Genomic DNA, 21,948 nt, shown 5'->3' on the forward strand with positions numbered 1-21,948 from the left:
CTCCTTAATACCAGGCTTGCTTGGTATCTATTGATTTTTCGAATTTCCAATTATTTTTGTCTGCGGCGTAGCCGGTTATTTTGTATTTGTCAAATATCAGTTTGCTGTCGCCGCTTAATCGTGAGTGATAGTAAATCCTTGTTCTTGTTTGATTTTCGTCAATGTCAAACAAGCTCTTGCCGTAATTGTGGTTTGTCTTGAGATTTGTGTCTTTTACTATTGTAGGAATAATATCGGTAAGTGATGCTTGAGTGTGCCTTGTTTTTAATTCACCTTTTGAATTCTTAGGCTTAACAAATAAACAGGTTCTTGTGCCCTTGTCCATATATTTGAGCATCGATTCGGTGTCGGTGTACGGATAGCCGTGGTCACCTGTGATGACAATGGTTGTATTGTCGTAAACGCCCAAACGCTTCAGTTCCTTGATGTATTCATCAATAATTTTAAAAGAACCGACTGTTTGCTCAATAGAGGTTGACTTGCCAACTCTTTCAACATTTGAGTTGAGCGTAAACGGCGAGTGACTTCCGTGCAAATATATAAAAGTAAAGTTTTTGTCGCTGTTATATGTGTCAAGTCCGCTTGCGGTTAAGTTTTTATACACCTCGGCATCGTCATCGTGATAGATTTTGCCTTCGGTTTTAAGGTCGGATAACTTTAAAACCGTTCCGAAAGCCGTAAACATGAACATTGTTGAAGGCATTTTATGAGGAAAAATCCTGCCTTCAGATAATTTGAGTAAATAGTTTAAAATGCGTTTTTGATTAGCGGTGTAGCCGTCTACTTTTACTGCGTTGTCGGCAATGTCTTTTAAGTATTTTGCGTCCGAGTATTCATAGTATCTGTCAACATAAAGGTTAATATTGTAGCCATTTTTTTTTAAATCTTTTAAAAATGGAGAGGTTGTGTATGCTTTTTTAAAGTATTCGTCCGCACTTGTTTTGCCGTCATATGTTACGCCGGTAATCATTCCCGCAACAGCCGGATATGTCCTTGAAAATGTTGAAACCGTATTGTCAAAGTATGTAAATCCGTCAAGTGTTTTGCTGAAATAATCGGGATATTTTTCTACAATTTCGTCGTAAAACATTTTATTAAATCTGTCAAAAAGGAAGTAAACAACATTTTCCTTGTCTGAAACATTGAACATATTTTTTTCTGACAGAGCATATTCGACATTTGCTCCGTTGGCTTTTGCCGCATTTTTTGAGGTAAAGTCGGTTACAAGCGTTGCCGAGTTCATTGCTATTAGTAAAATGCAGAGAAAAACGCAAATGTTTTTCCATTGTTTTTTTAGAAACAGACCGAGAAGCAATATAATGTACATTGTTATGCCCAAAATAATAAAATACGCATTTTCTACTTTGTCAGGGGCAATTCTTACATCACCGGACACAAACATTCCTTTTCCAACGGTTAGATTATATACATATCCGGATACAAAAATTGACAGAATAACCGATGTTATTATATTGAGAAGTTGTTTGTTAAATATCATCAAAATGCCGAAAATCGCAGCAAAACATATAAGAAAGCATAACAAAAGAGGCAAAATAAAATCATTAAGTGCAAAAGAAAACTCCTGTGCGTTGTTTGCAAAAATATCTATAGGATTGAATATAAAAACTATAAAAGAAGCCGCAAATGAAATTAATGCCGAAATGAGAAATTTTTCTTTTATATTATACTTTTCCATTTTAAGAGCAGATTTTCCGTCTTTGTTCTTTTTCATATAATAACTCCTGAAAATATTATAAAATAATAGTATCATTATAAGTATTTTTTTGCAAGTGATAAAAGATAAATAGATTCCTTTATAAGTTAATATTTATGTGAGTATTGACGATTTATTATATAAATGATATACTGATTGTAAGAAATGATATAGGAGAAACGATATGAATATTAAGACAGAAAAAATACGCAAGATTTTGATATTGTTCGTTATGATAGCTGTTCCGACAGCGATTTTTTTAATTCGAGATTTGGATAATGATACATGGTTTATGCTCAATCACGGTCGATATATACTCCAAAATGGATTATATCCTGAATTTGAACCGTTTACTGTTCATGAGGGATTGCATTTTACATTTCAAAAATGGCTTTGTTGCGTATTGTTTTGGGTGATATACAAGTATTGTGGAAAACTTGCGCTTAAGCTGTTTTGTTTGATTGTGTATTTTGCGTTTGATTTGGTTATGTATAAACTTCTTGAGTATATCAGACCAAAAGCAAACACTCAGCATTTGTTTACATTAGCGGTAATGAACATTTTTATGGTTCAGTTTATGTACACAAGACCACAACTGTTTACATATCTTTTTTTGGCTATCGAGATTTTGGTGCTTGAAAAATATGTAAAAGAGAATAATGTGAAGTTGTTGGCTGTCATTCCTTTGTTGTCGTTTCTTGAAATTCAAATTCATTCAACGATTTGGCCAATACTTCTCATATATATGTTGCCGTATATGTTTGATTTTTCATCCTTGGCAAAGGTTTGCGAAAAGGTGAAACTTCTCAGTCAAACTCACTACAAAAAATTGCCGATTTGGATTGCTTTTTTTGCAAGTATGCTTGTAGCGCTTATTAATCCTTATGGCTTTGAATCAATAGTGTATCTTGTAAAATCGCTCGATATTGAAGAGTTGGCAATACTGATTTCCGAGGTAAGATCACCACGATTTTTGTCATCAAATGTTCTTTTTATTGTGATTACAATCGTATTCTGCCTTTATGGATTGTATAAAACAAAGTTAACGGAATTGAGATATGTTTATTTTATCGGCGGAACTGTGCTTATGGCAATTATGTCAACTCGTCAGTTTTCATTTTTGGTGATTCCTGCCGTAATGGTTTTTTCATATTATTTTGACTTGAAAGAGCTTAAATCTTTTACAAAAAATGTGATGATAATAATATTATGTGCTTTTGCTGTTGTTCCGATTTATTCTGCATACGAAATGCAAGTTAATGTTCAACAATATAAAATAGATGTGGGAGATTTTCTTGCCGATTATGATGGAAATCCCGACGGAGTTAAAGTGTTTAATGTTGGTGATGAAGGTTCGTATCTTGAGTTTTTAGGATTTAAAGCCTATAACGATACAAGAGCAGAGGTTTTTTCAGATAAAATAAATAACAAAGAAAACTCTCTTAAAAAGGTTATTTTGTTTGAAATGGAAAAAGCTCCTTACACCGAATATATTTATAAATACGATTATAAATATATTGTTGTGTACAATTTTTATAAAAAACAATGCTCGGCAATGAATAAAGATGAAAATTTAAAGAAGATTTATACAAATAGATTATATAATGTTTATGAAATAAAAAATACTAAATAATAATAAAATCGTAAGACAAAAACAGTCTTACGATTTTATTATTTCTGCAAAGCACCTCGGTTTTGCAAATGATTGCAATTTTAAAAATACAGCCACCAAAACTCGTCGTCTTTATCGTAATCGGGTTGTGTCAGTACCTACCAAAACAAGATTTTCCAAATCAACCCAAACGGCATAAATGCTATTTTAAAAAAGTTTTTATAAGTAATAAAACTAACTTAAATATAATGTATAACATAAATAACACCATAGTTTTGAATATTAATCGGCTCGCTTTTTATTCAAAACATTGCTTAATCATTGCTTCAACTTTTTCTTTTTTGACCCCACGATGAACGGTATGTATTTGTTAACAAGTGCACAAATCGGTGCAAGGACAATTAGTGTAAACAGCGTTACCGCCGAATAAATCAGTATGCCTTTGCGACTTGCGCTCAAGAGACTTGCGTCAAATTTTGGCGACACAAAAGTTGCTAACAAAAACATTATCAGATTGCATGCAGGAATGTGGAAAGCATAATAAAAGATGGTGTTTTGACCAAATTTTACAACGAATTTTGGAAATTTCATAAAACTGAAGAATATGAAAAATGCAAGCACTCCGCTAAATGCAACCAGCATATCATAAAAATACGAACAGTATAGCGATGAAAAAAGATTGATATAGTTGAATTTTCCTGTGCGGTATTTGTATATTGCCGGTAAAGCAATAAAAATAATCATAGAAATTGTTGCAATAATGATAAGATAATTTTTCTTTATTAAAGCAAGAAGTGATTTGAGATAATAGCCGAAAACACACATAGGATAAGCCACAAACACTGCGTTTACGGTCATAAATATGTGTTTGCCTGTTATGCAAAAATATCCCAAAACAAGCGAAATCACAGCACTTATAATTACTAATGCGTCATTTTCTTTTGTGATTTTAAATATGATGAACATTAAAAAATTGCACAAAAACAGTGTTGGGAAAAACCACATAATTTTGCCCATACAAATCAAATCAAGAGAATGTTTTGCCCATTCAACAAGTGTGCCGTCATATGTGAATAAATCGAAGATGCACAAAATAATTGACAGGCAAAGAAACGGCACAAGTATTCTTTGAGAGCGAGTAATCAAAAATTGTTTTATGCTCATTTTTTTCTTTGGATTAAATACAAATCCCGAAGCGGCAAAAAACAACGGCAATTTCAAAAAACTTGTGTACATTACAAATGTTGTGAATCCGTTAAGCCCCAAATGCACAAATATTACAAATGCCATTGCAACAGCTTTGATTGCGTCAAGCCAGTCATATCGTGGTTTTTGCAAAGGCGTGCTGTTTTCTCCCATAATTCAACCTCTTATAATTAGTATGTAATGATTATATCATATTACATAATTTTGTTCAATATAGCAAAAACTGCTTGAAAAATTTCAAGCAGTTCAGAGTGCAGAAAATTACCTATTCCGCTGACATCAATTCATTCTTTTTTGAGTTCTTCACGGATTTGGTCTATTTTTTCAATGGCGCTGTTGAGCATTTTCTTTTTATAAAAGTCGCCGTTTTGGATCTGTTTATAGTAGTTGTATTCGGCGTGTTGGCAGAGCATTCACTAAATGCCAAAACAGGGCTGTGTTGAAAAGATTTTCTAAAGAAATCGTGCCGTCAGTAGTCCTCATCAGGCATATTCAGCAATATGTTTATCAATCGCAATTCTTCTTCCTTTGTTGCGGTGTCGGAATTGTAGCTTGCCAAAAATTCCTCATCAGACATAATTGTTTCTCCTCCAACCGTATTTCTTATTTCTGAATTTACAATATCACAAATTTTGCAGGTAGGCAATATGGCAATAGGTATGAGTACATTTTTTAGGACTTGAACACGGCGCTTTTATTTTCACTGATTGTGGGTTGTAAACGGGTGGTGCAATATTATTGCAGATATATTATAGTACAAATCAAAATATTTTCATAAAAATCTTTTAAAGTATTGAAAAATCAAACGGTTTGGTTATATAATGAAAAAAATATTTTGTGGGATGAATATAAAATGAAACAGAATTCAATGCTTACTGGCGCCCCTATAAAAAGTATAGTTAGGTTCTCTTTACCGATTATGGCTTCGTCACTTTTGCAGTACAATTACACCTTGGTGGATAATATTCTTGTCGGACGATATGTGAGCACGGACGCTCTTGCAGCTGTTGGTGGAGTTGGCTCGATAAACTCCTTTATTGTCGGTGCGGCGCTCGGTCTTACAAGCGGGTTTACTATACCTGTGGCGCAGGCTTTTGGTGCAAAAGACCAAAACAAAATTAACAGGTTTGCCGGAAGCAGTATTACGGTGTCACTTTTGCTCGGAATTTTGCTTGTTGTGATTGCACACATCATTTCAACTCCGCTGTTGAAACTTATCGGAACACCGGATGAAATCCTCGGACTTTCGTCCTCTTATGTTAATATTCTCTATTTTGCAATTCCGTTTCAGATGCTTTCAAACAATTTTACCGCAATTTCGAGAGCGGTCGGAGAAAGCAAAAAACCGCTGTATTATTTTATAGTGAGCATTTTTGTGAATTTTGTTCTGGATATACTGTTCATTGTCGGGTTTCATTGGAGCGTTGAGGGCGCTGCTCTTGCTACTCTTATTTCGCACATCGTGGCGGCAGTTCTCACGGGTAACTATATTTTGAGGCATAACAAAAGCGTTGAGGTTTCAAAAGAAAATTTCAAATTTGACACGAAAACCGCTTTGATACAATTGAAATTGGGCATACCTGTTTCTTTGCAGTTCACCGTCACTTCCATAGGTTCAATGATTCTTCAAAGTGCGGTAAATTCATTTGGCACGGCAACGATTGCGGGCTTCACCGCAGCAGGCAGGGTAGAAAATCTTGCAAACATTCCGTTGAGCGGTTTGAGCGTTGGCACGCAAACTTTCGTTGGTCAAAATTACGGTGCTAAAAATTACGACAGAATCATAAAATCAGTCAAAAAAATATTCGTTCTCGATATAATGCTTTCTGTTGTTTTGAGCGTTGCAATGCTTGTTGTCGGTATGCCGATTGTAAGATTGTTTATGACAGAGCCAAACGAAGAAATTTTGTTTGCGGCTAAAAAATATCTCCTTGCAACAGCAGAGTGCTTCAGCCTTGTTGCAGTGTTGTTTGTTTTGAGGAACACACTCCAGGGTCTTGGATTCACATATGCAAATGCAGTTGCAGGCGCAGGAGAATTGATAGGCAGGATATCAATAGCACTCATTTTCACCCCGCTCATCGGCTTCAATGCCGTGTGCTATGCGGCTCCGGCGGCGTGGTTGCTTGCAGATATTCCTCTCGCAATCATATATCTAAAGAAGCAGAAAAAATTCAAGGCATTGGCTTTGAAAGAACAACAAAAAGAATAACAGCAAAAAAGGAGGCAGCTCGTCAATTTGAGTTGCCTCCATATTTTTATATTCTTGATTATTTAATTAATCCGCTTTATTTGTTTGATTTTTTATTGCCCAAAGAAGCGATTTTTTGCAAAATTGCCCTTTTACTTTTGCTATACGGATTAAATAAGTGTTGACACAGAAAATAAAATGTGATAATATAAGCGTGAGTTAGCAGGTGCTAACTTAAAATTTTGGTCATTGGTTAGCCTATGCTAACTGCAAAAGGAGGAGCAAATGTCTTTTGTAGAAATTAACGGAATAAAAAAGAATTTTGGTACAGGCGACAGCAGGGTTGAGGTGCTCAAGGGCATAGACTTTGAAATTGAAAAGGGCGAGATGTGCGTGCTTCTCGGACCGTCGGGCTCGGGCAAATCAACACTGCTTAATATTATCGGTGCGATTTTGTTGCCATCTTCAACAAGGTTGTAATCGTTGAGTGCCGCAGTAAATCTGCTCCAAATCTCTTTGTGAAATTTTTGTCATAGCTTTGCTCCGAGCGTAAAATGTCACAAATATTATAGCAGCAATGCCAAAAAATTCAATGAAAATTTGTCATTCTATCCAAATCGGATTTGTAAATGCCCAAAACAGTTCAGGCATTGTTTTGTTTGTCTTTTTAACTCCTCTGTTGCCGAGGAAGGTTCTCTCCGCAAATGCCACAACCCTTGTTGATACCGGACCGAGGTTGTAATCTATTTCTGCACGGATAAAGCCTGCCTCTTTGATTTTAAACTGTGCCGACCAAGTTTTGAAATTCTTTTCCGCCGTGTGGGTAAAAATCACCTTGTCGTTGTTGTAAACTACAAGTTTGTGACCTTTTTTGAATTTTGTAATCGTTATTTCTGCCGTGTCGTTTTCGGACAGTTTTGCCGTGTCGCCCACCTGAGCTGAACCCACGGTTAAGTAAATCATACTCGATTTAGGCGAGTTTGTAACAACGCTCCTGCCCTCACGGATGGCTTTTAGGATTGAGTCGGCAGTCTTTTCTTCTGCCAAAACATAGGTTGTCGGCACAGCAAGAAACGACACGGGACCGTAATATCTGTGATGGTCCGAGCCGCCTACAGCCATAATTTTGTTGCCCTTGATCAACTGTTCGTGCCACCACTCCATATTTTTCAGGTTGTCGGAGTGTTGAACGGTGTTCCAAACCTCAACCGTGTCAAATTTAAATTCGTCCTTGTCAAGCAAAAACGGACAGTTTGAACAAAACGGATGATTAAGCGAAATTGTTGCTCCGGCTTCTCGGCTTGCGTCAATCAGCTTTTTGTAATCCTCAACGGTGTCAAGTTTGTGCGGCGGGTCGTGCGGAACTTTTGCACCCCAAACATTAACATGTCCCGGTTCGTCTGTAAGCTCCTGACCTTGAATAATCAGCATATCGCCGTCAAATCGGCTTTTCTTAATCGTGTTGTAGTTGTGGTCTGTGATTATCATATAATCAAGTCCGATTTTTTTACATTCCGAAATCAGCTTTTCGGGCGTCATATTACCGTCGGAATTTGTTGTGTGCAAATGCGTGTCGCCCTTGTACCATTTTTTCATAATACCAACTCCCTTTAATATATACTTATTATATCATATTTGCGGAATGTGTTGCAATAAGTATAAATATATGTTATTTTAAAAGTGAAAGGATATAAACCTCTTGAACATCGGGAGTAATTATGAAAAGAAGTAAAAACGAAAAAAGATTTATTTTCAAATTGATTATTTTGCTTGCTTCTCTTGCCTGTTCAACTTTGATGGGCTATGCAGGCTTGCCTTTGCTTGGCGGTACGGGTTTGTTCGATGATGTAAATTCAACGGCAGGTACTATGGTTATGACAGGCTTCTTTCCTTTTGTCAATATAACCGAGGCGGTTTTGGCAATCGTTTTCTGCCCTATTGAAAACAGTGATTTCAAAATCAAGCAAAAACTCGGCAGGCATTTTGATTTGTCTGTTTTCAGCGGAATGATGACGGCTTTTAATATCGTTAATTTCGGCATTTGGATAACAATATCCGTCGGACTTATTAAACTTCTTGATGATTTCGGTTAAACAGAGGTGCGTTATGAGTAAAAAAATCAATTCCGTTCTTGCTGCTCTTGTTGTTGCGGCGGTTTTAATTGCCGCTTACTGCGGTGTGATTTTTGCCGTGCAGAAAAATTCAAATAACGCTTTATATATCAACGAGGTGACAGCTGTTGACAAATCAACAACTTTGAATAACGCTCAAAACGGTTCGGCTGACGGTTTGTCTTTTGTCGGCTGTGTGCAAGATGACGGATATTACATAAGCAGTATTGCCGATAATTTCGATACAGGCAAAATCCTTACCGTTCCCGTAAAATACGAGGGCAAATATGTTAAGTTTGAAACTTCGTTTTTCAGAGAATTAAACGAAAATTCCGTAAAACTCCGCTTTGAGTCCGAAAGTCCATACTACACAATTGAGGACAATATTTTGTACAATAAAGACAAAACAACATTGCTTTGCTGTTTTAACGACAGCACAAAGGCAGTTATCCCCGACGGTGTTTGCAAAATAGGCGATTATGCGTTTTACAAAAGCAAAATAACCGATGTAAAAATTCCGAACAGCGTTAAAACCATAGGCAAGGAGGCGTTTGCCGACAGTATGCTTAAAGAGGCTGATTTGGCCGAGGGTTTGCAAACAATCGGTCAAAAAGCTTTTCTTTGCGAAAGTCTTACAAAAATCACAATTCCTTCAACCGTAACTTCGTGCGGCAATTTTTTTGTTGGCTCGTCCGATAATTTTAAAGTGCTCAACATAAATTGTTCCTATGATGCATTCGGTGATATGGGCATTGTTTATTTTGGGTTTAGAGAGGGTTCGCCTTATTATTTTGACGGCAGCTACACCGTAAACAGTAAGGAAGTTTTTTATCCGTGCCGAGATTTGTATTTTTTGCTTTCTGCCGAGAAAATAACGGTTAATGAACCGTGCAAAGAAAAAGATTTTGACCCTTTGAAATACAGTGACGAACTTAAAAAGGCTACAAATAATGCCTGTGAAGTAAAGGTTGTTCAAAAAGGCAATCCTACAAAAATCAGGTTCAAATTTGCCGCCGATGTTAATCACGAATGTATTGTTACATTAAATTTTAAATAGCATAAATACAAAAGGCACCGCAAACATCGAGTCTGCGGTGCTTTAACAATTCTGTGAGTGCGATAAATCGTTCTGTTAAATACAAAAAAACATTATTGCGGCAATTGCGATTGCAATTATCGTTCTTTTCTTTTTCTCGTTGCGACAAGGATAATCAGTCCTGCGCCTGCACTGATGATTGATGCAAATATTGATGCGTTGCCCGTGAGCGGAGATTTTTCGTAATTGTTTGAATTTGCATCGGCTTTTTTTGCGCCCGCCGATAACGAGTTTTTGTCTGTGTTGTTCTTCAGTTTGCATTTTCTTCTCCAATAATATATGTATTTTGTTTAGATATTGTCAGTATCAGAACGACCGTTCGTTCATATACGATATATCATAATTTTTTTGTGTCAATAATGCGTTATATATATTAGAACCCGCTTTTTTATATATCATTCGGAGCGATTTTTATAGACATTCGACAGGTTGAATGGTAAAATAAAATCAGCCTTGAGACAGGAGGAGTGCTATGAAAATTATTGAATGTAAAAAGAACATTTTTGTGCTTGATATGAAAAACACACATTATGTGGTTGGTGTTGACGAATTCGGCAGGGACAGGTTGATTCATTGGGGCAAAAAATGTGATGCGGACGACTACGAAATTTTCACTTTTGGTGACGAAAATTCAAACCACACCTCGCTTGACGAGATGAAGCAGGAGTGCACGGTTTTTGGCAAAACAATGTATCGTGAATGTGTGCTTAAAGCGAATTTTTATGATTCTTGCAGAGAAATCAATTCGTGCTTTTGCGGTGCAACTGTTGAAAACGACAGGCTGACGCTCAATTTTAAGGATGAGCATTACGGCTTGGTGTATTCAATCAATTACAGGATTTTTTCGGATTGTGATATTGTTGAAAAAAACATCACCGTAAAAAATGAAAGCAAAAACGACATTCAATTTGAAAGGCTTTTCAGTGCGGAATTCTCTTTGCCGTCAAAGAACGCTTATACATTTTCAAATACAAACGGTGCGTGGGGCGGAGAGTTCATTGAAACAAACAACACGCTGACAGCAGGCAGTTTGGTTTTTGACAGCAAAAAAGGAGCAAGCTGCCACAACAATTCACCGTATTTTATTGCGTATCAAAATGCTGATGAACACAGCGGTGATGTATATTTTGCCTCGCTTGCATATTCGGGCAATTTCAAGGTGATTGCAAACCGTGATTTGTATTCAAACACAAGAGTGCTTTTGGGTATGAATGATTTTGACTTTTCGTATCTGCTCAAAAGCGGAGAAAGTTTTACAACACCGTGCGTTTATGCCGGATATACTCAAGGTTTCGGCGAAATGTCAAGGCAGATGAACACTTTTGCGGTCAATCATCTTTTGCCTCGTCAGTTTAATGACAAGGTGCTTCCTGTTTTGTACAATTCGTGGGAGGCAACCGAATTCAATATTAATGTGTCGCAACAACTTGAACTTGCAAAAATTGCGTCCGATTTGGGCGTTGAACTTTTTGTTATGGATGACGGTTGGTTCGGCAAGAGAAATAATGACAGAGCAGGACTCGGCGACTGGACTGTTAATCAGGATAAATTTCCTAACGGTTTAGATGAGCTGATTGACGGAGTTAATGCTCTCGGAATGGATTTTGGCATTTGGGTTGAGCCTGAAATGGTAAATCCCGATTCAGAACTTTATCGCACGCATCCCGATTGGGCATATCATTATGATACGAGAGTTAAAAGCGAGCTTCGGCATCAGCTTGTGCCGAATATGACAAGAGCAGATGTGCAGGAATATGTTTTTGATTGCGTGGATAAGCTCTTGAGTGAGCACAATATCAAGTACATTAAGTGGGATATGAACCGTCCGTTTTCAGAAACGGGAGCAGAAAATCTGAATTGCCCTAAAATGCTTTATTATCTGCACACCAAGGCGGTTTATGACATTGTTGACAGATTGAAAGAGAAGCATTGCGATGTTCAGTTTGAAGCCTGTGCATCGGGCGGTGGCAGAGCTGATTTGGGCGCACTTTCCCATTTTGACCAATGCTGGACAAGTGACAACACGGACGGAATTGACCGAATGACCATTCAGCACGGCTATTCTCTTTTGCGACCGATTAAGGCAATGCGTGCGTGGGTGACGGACATTGCAGGCATCAACAAACCTTGCACTTTGGATTTTCGTTTCAACATAGCCATGCAGGGCGCACTTGGTCTTGGCGGAAATTTGCTTAAATATTCCGATGATGACAAGGAGATTTCCAAGAAGAATATCGCACTTTACAAGGCGATTCGGCACACCGTGCAGTTTGGCGATTTGTATCGAGTGTCAAATCCCGATGAAAACGAAGTGTTGATAAATGTCTATGTTGAGCGTGACAAATCAAGTGCCGTTGCATTCATTGCAAGCAGAGGAACACGGTTTTTTAAAAAGAGAATTAACATCCTTTTTGACGGGCTTGAAAAAGATGCAAAATATAGATTTACCTTCCAAAATAGGGAATATATCAAGAGCGGTGCATATATGGCAAATGTCGGAATTCCCGCCCACATCCACGGTGCGTATTATAACGAAATCGTGTTGCTCGATAAACTGAAAAATTAAATTTTTCTTCATTCATTGCAAACAAAATGAGCTATCAGACCTTAAAAATCTGATAGCTCTTACTTTTTACTGTATCAATCAAGCACTTGGTAGTAGCTTGAGGTTTTGCTGATTTTTTCTTCGAATTTGTCCTTAGGTTGTTCCTTTGGAACTTCAATCGGATATTTGCCCGTAAAGCAACCATCACAACAATGTGTGCTTGCACTTTCGGCTAATTTATGTGTTGATTCAACAGACAAATACGCAAGGCTGTCAACGCCGATGACCTTTGCAATTTCTTCAACCGAATTGTATTTGCATGCAATGAGGTTTTCTTGGCTGTCAACATCTGTTCCAAAATAGCACGGATGCTTGAACGGAGGAGATGACACACGCATATGTACCTCTTTTGCCCCTGCTTCACGAAGAAGATTTACAATTCTTGCGCAGGTCGTTCCACGAACGATTGAGTCGTCAATCATAATAACTCGCTTGCCCTTGATGTTCTCCTTGATGACATTCAGTTTGATTCTGACTGCGTCCTCACGCTGTGATTGATTTGGCTGAATGAAACTTCTGCCGATATATCTGTTTTTGATAAAGCCTATGCCGTACGGTATTCCGCTTTCGTTGGCATAGCCAAGCGCCGCATCAAGTCCGCTGTCGGGAACACCGATGACAATATCTGCGTCAACAGGGCTTTCTTTTGCAAGAAATGCACCTGCCCTCATTCTTGCGTGCTCAACCGATGCACCGTCAATTATGCTGTCCGGTCTTGCAAAATAGATGTATTCAAACACGCAAAGATTTCCGTTGCTTTTGCAATGCGTTTTGTCGGAATGAATACCGTTTGAATCAATCGTGATTATTTCGCCGGGGAGCACATCACGGATTATTTTTGCGCCGACAGTATCAAGCGCACAACTTTCGCTGCTCACACAAATTGCTCCGTCGGCGGTTTTGCCGAAACAAAGCGGTCTGAAACCGTTTGGGTCACGAAAAGCAATCAGCTTTGTGGCGGTCATAACAACGCATGAATATGCACCTTTTAGATTTGGCATAGCTTTTTTTATGGCTTCTTCCGTGCTCTTGCACGAAAGTCGGTTCGAAACGATTTCGTAAGCTATGGATTCCGTGTCGCTTGTTCCGTGGAAGATACCGCCGTTGAGTTCAAAGCTCTTGCGGATTTCCATAGCGTTAACAAGGTTTCCGTTGTGTGCAAGCGCAAGATTGCCCTTGATGTGGCGAATAACAAGTGGCTGAACATTGTTGATGTTCTTTCCGCCTGTTGTTGAATATCGAACATGACCGATGGCAATATTTCCCATACCCAAATGCTCGAGTTTGTCTTGTGTGAAAACATCGGGCACAAGTCCGTTGCCTTTGTGATGAGTAAACACTCCGTCATCGTTGACGGCTATGCCACAGCTTTCCTGACCTCTGTGCTGAAGCGCATAAAGTGCCAAGTAAACCGATTGTGCAACATAAGAAGTTTTTGGCTCGAATATGCCAAAAACACCACATTCTTCGTGTAAATTATTAAACATTCAAAACACCTCTCTAAAACACAAAATTAAACAAACAATGTTTTGGTTTAATTTGGTGTGTACAAGTTTGCATATGGTCTTGAAGTTGCAGGCACAAGTTTTTTGAAAGGCTTTGCCATAATTTCTTCAAAATCGGCGTCAAAGTATTTGCAGTATTTTTTTACATAAGACTTTAGCTCTTTTTCGTCCTCTGCATTGAGCTTTTCAACCTTGATGTTGTGGCTCAAATTCTCCTTTGGAAATGTGCCGCGAACAAAGATTTTGCCTCCGTGCATACCGCTTGCGCAATGAGTTCCGAATAGTTTTTCGCCGTGCTTGATGTCAAGACCGAGGAGCACAATCGTTCCGCCTGCCATATATTCGCCGAGGAATGAGCCTGCGTTTTGACCGATGACGAGAACGGGGCGCATTTCTCTGAATTCTTTCATATGAATACCGCCACGGCACGCAACATTATCTCTGATGTAAATCTGTCCGTCACGCATACCGTAGCCCATAGCGTCACCGCTGTGACCGTGAACAACGATTTCTCCGCCGTTCATTGTGTTGCCGACAGCGTCCTGACAGTTGCCATACACAACGATTTTGCCACCGTTCAGGTAGCATGCCATATCGTTGCCCGGCGTTCCGTATATTTCAATGGTTTTTCCCTCATCAAGAGCACAGCCAATGTATCGCTGTCCGTTAACATCCTTAACGGTGCACTTGTTACGCTTTGAAAGTGTAGCCTTGATTTCGTCATTTATTTCTTCGTATCGTCTGAGTCCTGCTTCTATCATAGTGACACCTCCTATTCGCCTGCGTGCTTGATTCCGAGTATCTCAAGTTCTTTTTCGGTCAGCCCTATGCCACGAAGCATAAGCCTGTTTCCACGGAGCGAGTCAACCGAATTGATACCCATTCCGCCCATAATTTCCTTGATTTCGTGATTCCAAGCCGTGATGAGGTTTTCCACTCTTTGATGTGCTTGCTCCGGATTTAGTCTTTTTGTGAGTTCAGGTCGTTGGGTTGCAATGCCCCAATTGCACTTGCCCGTGTTGCAAGTTTGGCACATATGACAGCCCATAGCGATAAGCGGAGCAGAGGCAACATAGCAAGCGTCTGCGCCGAGTGCAATCGCCTTGACAATATCGCTTGAACATCTGAACGAACCGCTTGCAACAAGCGAAACGGTTGAACGAATACCCTCGTCCCTCAACCTTTGGTCAGCTGCCGCAAGTGCCAATTCGATTGGAATACCGACATTGTCACGGATTCGTGTAGGTGCGGCACCTGTACCGCCTCTGAAACCGTCAATAACAATGATGTCCGCACCTGCTCTTGCACAGCCCGAAGCAATGGCTGCAACATTGTGCACAGCGGCAATTTTTACCGCAACGGGTTTTTGATTGTCGGTTGCCTGCTTCAAGCTCCAAATGAGCTGACGCAAATCTTCAATAGAATAAATGTCGTGGTGAGGCGCAGGGGAAATCGCATCACTGCCTTCGGGTATCATACGAGCGTTTGAAACTTCAACATTTACCTTTTCACCCGGCAAATGTCCGCCGATGCCCGGTTTTGCACCTTGACCGATTTTTATTTCAATAAATTTGCAGTTGTTCAAATAATCTTTGTGCACGCCGAATCGTCCCGATGCAACCTGAACGACCGCATAATCGCAATACTCTTTTAAGGCAGAATGAAGTCCGCCTTCGCCCGTGTTGAACAGCGTTCCGAGATTTTTTGCAGCCATTGCAAGCGATTTTTGAGCGTTGAGCGAAATTGAACCAAAGCTCATTGCCGAGAACATAATCGGCGTTTCAATCATAACTTGCGGAGGCATTTTTGTTGTTGATTTGCCTTTTTTCTCAACTTCAATCTTGTCGGGTTTGCGACCCAAAATCGTTCTGATTTCCATAGGTTCACGCAATGGGTCAATAGACGGATTGGTTACCTGCGAGGCGTTGAGCAAAATTTTGTCCCAATAAATCGGGTACGGCTTTGGGTTGCCCATGGCGGAAAGCAGGGTTGAGCCTGTGTTTGCCTGTCTGACAATTTCTTGTTGATATTGCGGTGTCCAGTTCGCATTGTCACGATAATCGCAAACATATTTTTCAATTCTCAATGCACCGCTCGGGCACATATCAACACAGCGGTGACAAGCAACGCAGTTGTTGGAATTTGACAAAACCGTTTTGCCGTCATCTGCAAAAAAGTGACATTCGTTTATACATTGGGTGACACAGCCACCGCAGTTTGTGCACAAATTTTTGTCACGAATTACAGTAAATCTTCTTGGAATGTAGCCTATCATCAGTCGTCAACCTCCTCTTCTTCAATTTCAAGGGGAATGAAAACGGGTTCTGCTCCCGATACGGACCAAACTTTGTCAGGGTCGGGGCAAATAATTCTGATAGCCGATTCTTCACTTGCAAAGTACGCTCTGTCGCCCTTTGTTGCAGCGGTGAGAGAACGGAGCTTCAACCTGTCGTTGATTGCAAGCAAGCCTTTGTTTGAACCGAGGATAACGGAAAACGGACCGTTAACCAACGCTCCGCTGTAAATCGCACGGAGATTGGTGAAGTATTCCTTTTTGTCAGCGTCCATTCTGTCAATTTCGTCCCATTCGGGTGCGGTCAAAACATCGGCGGCAACCTCCATAGGCAATTTGTGGTGACGCAGTAAGTGGTCAAACAAATATGTAATAACCTCGGTGTCTGTCTGCATTGTGCAGATGTAGCCGAACTGTTCAATGTATCTTCTGTTGGTGTCGTATGATGAGATTTCACCGTTGTGAACTATTGACCAATCGAGGATATTGAACGGATGTGAGCCACCCCACCAACCCGGTGTGTTTGTGGGAAATCTGCCGTGCGCAGTCCAAAGATAAGCGTCATATTGGTCGAGCATATAAAACTCTCCGACATCTTCCGGATAACCAACAGCTTTAAAACAGCCCATATTCTTGCCACTTGAAAAGATATATGCGCCGTCGATTGAATTGTTCACATTTGTTACGCATTGAGCAACATATTCAAGCTCGTCAAGACGAGCGTTTTTCATCCTAACTCGGTTTGCTCTGCCGAAATAACGCCAAATGTCAGGTCCGTTTTCAATGCTCTGCACCTTGCGAGTAGGTATTCTTTCCGCAACATCAATGTTGAAGTGCTTAAATAAAAAATCCTCGCATTGCTTTTTTGCGTCTGCGTTGTCGTAAAATACATGGATGGCATAATCTTCTTTATGCTCCGGATAAATTCCGTAGGCAGCAAAACCACCGCCGAGTCCGTTTGACCTGTCGTGCATAAGTGCAATGGATTTGATGATTTCAGAGCCGTTGATTTTGTTGCCCTTCCTGTCAATAATCGCTGCAATTGCACATCCGCTCGGAATTCTAACCTGTCCTTCCTTTAACATATATAACCTCCTAATATACGCAGCAATTGGGCAAGCTTTCGCTCACCCTTTTGCTGTATATTATTTATTCGTATTGTTCGTTTTATTCGCCTTCAACATCCTGAAGTGCGTCATAACCGTGTTCGCCGGTGCGAACTTTCATCACATCTTCAACATCGTAAACAAAGATTTTGCCATCGCCGATGTTGCCTGTGTAAAGAACTTTTCTCGCTGTTTCAACAACGGTCTTAACAGGAATTGCGGACACAACCATTTCCAGTTTCATCTTTGGAAGCAGGCTCATTTCCTCAATTTCTACACCACGGTATTTTTTGATGTGTCCTTTTTGAACACCGCAACCCATAACATTTGTGGCTGTCATACCTGTAATGCCGATGTCGTTCATCGCTTCTTTCAATTCCTCAAATTTTGAAGGGTTGAAAATCATAACTATCTTTGAAAGCACAGCGTCTGTTTTTGTTGTAAATGTTTCAACAGGAATTGCCTTTTCAACAGATTGTGCAGGCGGAGCTGAACTGATAAGAACACTTGTCGGCACAAAGTCTGCATATGCAGACGGCAAATTGTGCTCTGTTGAATCAAGACCTTTGATTTCTTCCTCTGCCGTAACACGAAGTCCGTTTGTCTTTTTGATAAGTGCAAATACAATTATCATTGTGATGACTGCCCATGAGGCAACTGCAACAAAGCCGAGCAACTGAATTCCCAATTGTTTGAAACCGCCACCGTAAAACAAGCCTTTTCCAACTCCGTCATATCCTCTTGAGAAAAGACCTACTGCAATCGTGCCCCAAACACCGTTTGCCAAGTGAACACCGACAGCGCCGACAGGGTCGTCAATATGGAGCTTCTTGTCAAGTCCTTCTACAACAACTACAACAAGTATACCCGAAACCGCACCGATGATAATTGAGCCAAAAGCGTCAACACAGTCGCACGGAGCCGTGATTGCAACCAAACCTGCAAGCGAAGCGTTGAGCGACATAGAAACATCAGGCTTTCCGTCTTTAATCCAAGTGAAAATCATTGTTACACATGTGGCAGTTGCCGGTGCAAGTGTTGTTGTGAGGAATATTGATGCAAGTGTGTCAACATCTTTTGCGGCAGCGCCGTTGAAGCCGTACCAGCCAAACCAAAGAATGAAAACGCCGAGTGCACCGAGTGTCAATGAATGTCCCGGAATAGCTTTTGCTTTTTTCTTTCCTGTTTTCTTATCAACAACATATTTGCCGATACGAGGGCCGAGGAATATTGCACCAATAAGGGCGGCGATACCGCCAACCATATGAATTGCCGTTGAACCTGCATAATCGTGAAATCCCATTTTTGCAAGCCAACCGTTCGAATTCCAAATCCAGCCTGCTTCAATCGGATAAACAACTGCCGAGATAACAGCTGAATAAATGCAGTACGAGCTGAATTTTGTTCTTTCTGCCATAGAGCCGGAAACAATAGTTGCGGCTGTTGCACAGAAAACAAGGTTGAATACAAAGTTTGACCAATCTGCACTTGATGAAGTGTAATCTGTCAATAATTTAAGTGTAGGTAAACCAAAGAGTCCGGCTACATAATTTTCGCCAAACATCAAGCCATAGCCAATGAGAATAAACATCAAAGCACCGATGCAGAAATCCATAAGGTTTTTCATTATGATATTTCCGGCGTTCTTTGCTCGTGTAAACCCGCTTTCAACCATGGCAAATCCACATTGCATAAAAAATACAAGTGCGGCACCAATTAAAAACCAGACTCCAAAAACATTATCTGCAATTGCAGTAAAAATTGAATCATTCATATTTAGTTTCTCCCATAGTTTGTTATAGACATAGAGTAGAATTAATGCAGAGCACGAAAACCGCAATGTGCCGAGCATTAATTAAGTTGAGCATCCTCAAGATATAACCCCAAGGATGCCGCTTAAAATGAGAACGACTAATTAAAGTCATAAGAGAGGGTAAATTAATAGTTAATCATATAGTGATTAATCTCCCACTGCGAAACAGAGGTTTTGTAGCTGTCCCATTCAGCCTTTTTGCCTGAAATATAGTTTGAATATACATGATTGCCAAGAGTTTCTTTGATGAATGGATCTGCCTCAGCAGCCGCAATAGCTTCGGCAAGTGAACCCGGCAAGCATTGAATTCCTTTTGTGTGTAATTCCTCATCAGAAAGTGCAAACACATTTTCGTCATATGCAGGAGCAGGCTTCAAGCCCTTCTTGATTCCGTCAAGTCCCGCAGCAAGGCAAAGTGCCATTTCAAGATAAGGATTGCAGGTTGGGTCAGGACAACGAAGTTCAACTCTTGTGCCCTTGCCACGAGAAGCAGGGATACGAACAAGGCAACTTCTGTTTGATGTTGACCACACGAGATATGACGGAGCTTCGTAGCCCGGCACCAATCTCTTGTAGCTGTTTACTGTTGGGTTGCTGACAACTGCAATGCCTTGGATGTGAGCCATAATGCCTGCAATAAAGCTGTAAGCTGTATCCGAAAGACCCAATTCGCCGTCAGGGTCGTCAAAAACATTTTTGCCTGTTTTGAGGTCGTAGAGCGACATATTTGTGTGCATACCCGAGCCGTTGATGCCCTCGATAGGCTTTGCCATAAATGTTGCGTGCAAGCCGTGTTTGGTTGCGTAAGTCTTAACAACATGTTTAAAGGTCATAACTCTGTCTGCCGTTGTCATAACATCGCCGAACTGGAAATCAATCTCGTGCTGTCCCTTTGCAACTTCGTGGTGCGAAGCCTCGATGGTGTAGCCCATTTCTTCAAGCGCAAGGCAAATATCTCGTCTGCAATTAGAACCTGTGTCGATAGGGTTGAGGTCAAAGTAGCCTGCCTTGTCGTTGGTTTCAAGTGTCGGTGCACCGTTCTCATCTGTGTTGAAGAGGAAGAATTCGCATTCAGGTCCGACATTGAATCCGTAACCCATTTCGGCAGCCTGGTCAATGACTTTCTGCAACACATTTCTTGGGTCGCCCTCAAAAGGTGTAACATTGTCTGCCTTGTAAACGGAGCAAATCAAACGAGCCGTCTGTGCATTTTGATGCTTGCGCCATGGGAAAATTGCCCAAGTGTCAAAATCAGGATGCAAATACATATCACTTTCATCAATTCGAACAAAGCCGTCAATCGATGAGCCGTCAAACATACAATCGTTGTCAAGCGCTTTTTCAAGTTGTGAAAATGTAATTGCAACATTTTTCATAATGCCAAACAAATCGGTAAACTGCAAGCGAATAAACTCAACACCGTTTTCTTTGGCCTCTTTCAAGATTTGTTCCTTTGTGTACTTACTCATAATACACACCCTCCTATAGTTATATTGTTTTATAGACCGCATAAACCGCAAAGCAGTCTATAAAAAAGCAAAGCGAGGGAGTTCCACCTGTTGGAACTTCCTCGTTCTTTCTATGTTTTCATAATACGCCGATGATTTTTATTTGTCAATAAAAAAATTTATGTTTGTGCAATTTCTATATACAACCCCCTGTTTTCGGGTTTTGTATTCGTGAAAATTATAAAAAATTTTCCTCCGAAAAACCCTGAAACCCTTTGTCAGAGTGACTTTGCGACAGCAACGCACAAATTATCTTTCATATATGGATTTGAGAGATTTAATTCTTTGATTTAAACATTTCTTTGTGCTTATGCTATTAGAACGTTATTCTTTTAACTTCCTCGTTTAATTCATATAATGCCGTTTTGTCCAAATCAAAATGCAATCGTTCATTTGCTTCGGTATAGTTGCACCATTTAAATTCCGTATGTTCATCTGATATAACTATATCTTTTTTATCTAAATTTACTGAAAATGTAAAAACAGGAATAACTGATTTTTCTCCCCAAGTTTGACGTACTTTTTCAGAAAAATTTTCTACGGAAACATAACCCATAGAAACTAACCGTCTATAATTGCTGTTGGGAGAAATACTTGCTTCTTCTAAACTTTCACGAATTGCTGCTGTTCTTGGCTCTTCATCGTCTTCTCCTCCACCGGCAATAAATTGCCAAATGTTCATATCAGATCTTTTAAAAATGCAGTATTCAACATTATTTTCATAGATATGATACGGCAATACTAATACATTATACGGTGCTCTGCTCATTGAATTTTATCCTTTTCTTTTATAATTGTTTTTGTTTCTTAATCTAACCATATGTTTTGAATTCTTTTGAAATGTTGTATTTTGACATATTATCACCTTGATTATATCGTACAATATATCGGTTTAAAATTCAATAAAATTATTGTATGTTTAAATTTTTTGACTTTAATTTCAACAAGGCTTTCAATTCCTATGACACTCTTGACGGTGTAAAATGCCAAACAACACCAAAAACAATGTCACAACTTGAGGCTGCGGTCGAAGCTGTTAAGGCAGTCGGACTTAACCAAATCCACGAGGTTAAAAAGGAGTGGTTTAGCTCTGAAGAACAATACAATATGTTCTGCCGGCGACTAAATGTTTTGAATCAAAATTTGATATAATTATATTAAAAGTAATATTTGAGCTGTAAATGGTTT

17 protein-coding genes and 1 pseudogene are annotated in these 21,948 nt (G+C 39.6%); 7 read left to right on the forward strand and 11 right to left on the reverse strand.

All coding sequences use genetic code 11. The annotated features are described in order from the left end of the window. Positions 1–4: 4 nt before the first annotated feature. Positions 5–1,732, reverse strand: coding sequence for a sulfatase-like hydrolase/transferase (locus tag B5D29_RS00155; protein WP_159443356.1), 1,728 nt, complete (start codon positions 1,730–1,732; stop codon positions 5–7). Positions 1,733–1,898: 166 nt separating this feature from the next. Between B5D29_RS00155 and B5D29_RS00160 the strand changes: the two genes are divergently transcribed. Further along, positions 1,899–3,347, forward strand: coding sequence for a hypothetical protein (locus tag B5D29_RS00160; RefSeq protein WP_078767557.1), 1,449 nt, complete (start codon positions 1,899–1,901; stop codon positions 3,345–3,347). A gap of 297 nt (positions 3,348–3,644) precedes the next feature. Here the strand turns inward: B5D29_RS00160 and B5D29_RS00165 are convergent, their stop codons facing one another. Further along, positions 3,645–4,685: an acyltransferase family protein gene (locus B5D29_RS00165; protein ID WP_078767558.1), complete on the reverse strand. Its 1,041-nt coding sequence runs from the start codon at positions 4,683–4,685 to the stop codon at positions 3,645–3,647. A 131-nt stretch (positions 4,686–4,816) separates the two neighbouring features. Beyond that, positions 4,817–4,945 carry a hypothetical protein gene (locus tag B5D29_RS08810; protein ID WP_276971340.1) on the reverse strand — a complete coding sequence of 43 codons (129 nt, stop codon included), beginning with the start codon at positions 4,943–4,945 and terminating at the stop codon, positions 4,817–4,819. A gap of 440 nt (positions 4,946–5,385) precedes the next feature. Here B5D29_RS08810 and B5D29_RS00170 point away from each other — a divergent pair, with 440 nt between their 5' ends. Continuing rightward, positions 5,386–6,744: an MATE family efflux transporter gene (locus B5D29_RS00170; RefSeq protein ID WP_078767559.1), complete on the forward strand. Its 1,359-nt coding sequence runs from the start codon at positions 5,386–5,388 to the stop codon at positions 6,742–6,744. Positions 6,745–7,008: 264 nt separating this feature from the next. Next, positions 7,009–7,185, forward strand: a pseudogene (locus B5D29_RS00175) (ATP-binding cassette domain-containing protein); the annotation flags it as partial. Positions 7,186–7,326: 141 nt separating this feature from the next. Here B5D29_RS00175 and B5D29_RS00180 read toward each other — a convergent pair. Beyond that, the gene (locus tag B5D29_RS00180) at positions 7,327–8,319 is read right to left on the reverse strand and encodes a CehA/McbA family metallohydrolase (RefSeq protein ID WP_078767560.1); all 993 of its coding nucleotides are present in this window, start codon (positions 8,317–8,319) and stop codon (positions 7,327–7,329) included. Between the two features lie 122 nt (positions 8,320–8,441). On the opposite strand from B5D29_RS00180, the gene B5D29_RS00185 reads away from it, so the two are divergent. The 3 genes from B5D29_RS00185 to B5D29_RS00195 all read left to right on the forward strand — a co-directional run bounded on the left by B5D29_RS00185 (position 8,442) and on the right by B5D29_RS00195 (position 12,496). After that, positions 8,442–8,816 (forward strand): hypothetical protein, encoded by a 375-nt coding sequence (locus tag B5D29_RS00185; RefSeq protein ID WP_078767561.1) that lies wholly within the window; start codon positions 8,442–8,444, stop codon positions 8,814–8,816. 13 nt (positions 8,817–8,829) lie between these two features. Continuing rightward, on the forward strand, positions 8,830–9,891 hold the full coding sequence (locus B5D29_RS00190; RefSeq protein WP_159443357.1) for a leucine-rich repeat domain-containing protein: 1,062 nt from the start codon (positions 8,830–8,832) through the stop codon (positions 9,889–9,891). Between the two features lie 511 nt (positions 9,892–10,402). Continuing rightward, positions 10,403–12,496 carry an alpha-galactosidase gene (locus tag B5D29_RS00195; protein WP_078767563.1) on the forward strand — a complete coding sequence of 698 codons (2,094 nt, stop codon included), beginning with the start codon at positions 10,403–10,405 and terminating at the stop codon, positions 12,494–12,496. Positions 12,497–12,570: 74 nt separating this feature from the next. Here B5D29_RS00195 and purF read toward each other — a convergent pair whose 3' ends face one another. The 7 genes from purF to B5D29_RS00230 all read right to left on the reverse strand — a co-directional run bounded on the left by purF (position 12,571) and on the right by B5D29_RS00230 (position 21,529). Beyond that, positions 12,571–14,022, reverse strand: a complete 1,452-nt coding sequence (purF, locus tag B5D29_RS00200; RefSeq protein ID WP_078767564.1) for an amidophosphoribosyltransferase — start codon at positions 14,020–14,022, stop codon at positions 12,571–12,573. A gap of 47 nt (positions 14,023–14,069) precedes the next feature. Continuing rightward, positions 14,070–14,801, reverse strand: coding sequence for a GltB/FmdC/FwdC-like GXGXG domain-containing protein (locus tag B5D29_RS00205; protein WP_078767565.1), 732 nt, complete (start codon positions 14,799–14,801; stop codon positions 14,070–14,072). 11 nt (positions 14,802–14,812) lie between these two features. After that, positions 14,813–16,318: a glutamate synthase-related protein gene (locus B5D29_RS00210; RefSeq protein ID WP_407717319.1), complete on the reverse strand. Its 1,506-nt coding sequence runs from the start codon at positions 16,316–16,318 to the stop codon at positions 14,813–14,815. Beyond that, on the reverse strand, positions 16,315–17,418 hold the full coding sequence (locus B5D29_RS00215; RefSeq protein WP_078767567.1) for a class II glutamine amidotransferase: 1,104 nt from the start codon (positions 17,416–17,418) through the stop codon (positions 16,315–16,317). The genes B5D29_RS00210 and B5D29_RS00215 overlap by 4 nt, the downstream gene beginning before the upstream one ends. Before the next feature lie 82 nt (positions 17,419–17,500). Beyond that, positions 17,501–19,213, reverse strand: a complete 1,713-nt coding sequence (locus B5D29_RS00220; RefSeq protein WP_078767568.1) for an ammonium transporter — start codon at positions 19,211–19,213, stop codon at positions 17,501–17,503. 164 nt (positions 19,214–19,377) lie between these two features. Continuing rightward, a complete protein-coding gene (gene glnA, locus B5D29_RS00225; RefSeq protein WP_078767569.1) occupies positions 19,378–20,721 on the reverse strand; it encodes a type I glutamate--ammonia ligase in 1,344 nt (447 codons plus the stop codon). 355 nt (positions 20,722–21,076) lie between these two features. Further along, the gene (locus tag B5D29_RS00230; RefSeq protein WP_078767570.1) at positions 21,077–21,529 is read right to left on the reverse strand and encodes an NUDIX hydrolase; all 453 of its coding nucleotides are present in this window, start codon (positions 21,527–21,529) and stop codon (positions 21,077–21,079) included. A 146-nt stretch (positions 21,530–21,675) separates the two neighbouring features. On the opposite strand from B5D29_RS00230, the gene B5D29_RS00235 reads away from it, so the two are divergent. Further along, a complete protein-coding gene (locus B5D29_RS00235; protein WP_078767571.1) occupies positions 21,676–21,912 on the forward strand; it encodes a hypothetical protein in 237 nt (78 codons plus the stop codon). Positions 21,913–21,948: the final 36 nt, after the last annotated feature.

The organism is Eubacterium coprostanoligenes (assembly GCF_900167205.1).
GTDB lineage: Bacteria > Bacillota > Clostridia > Oscillospirales > Acutalibacteraceae > Eubacterium_R > Eubacterium_R coprostanoligenes.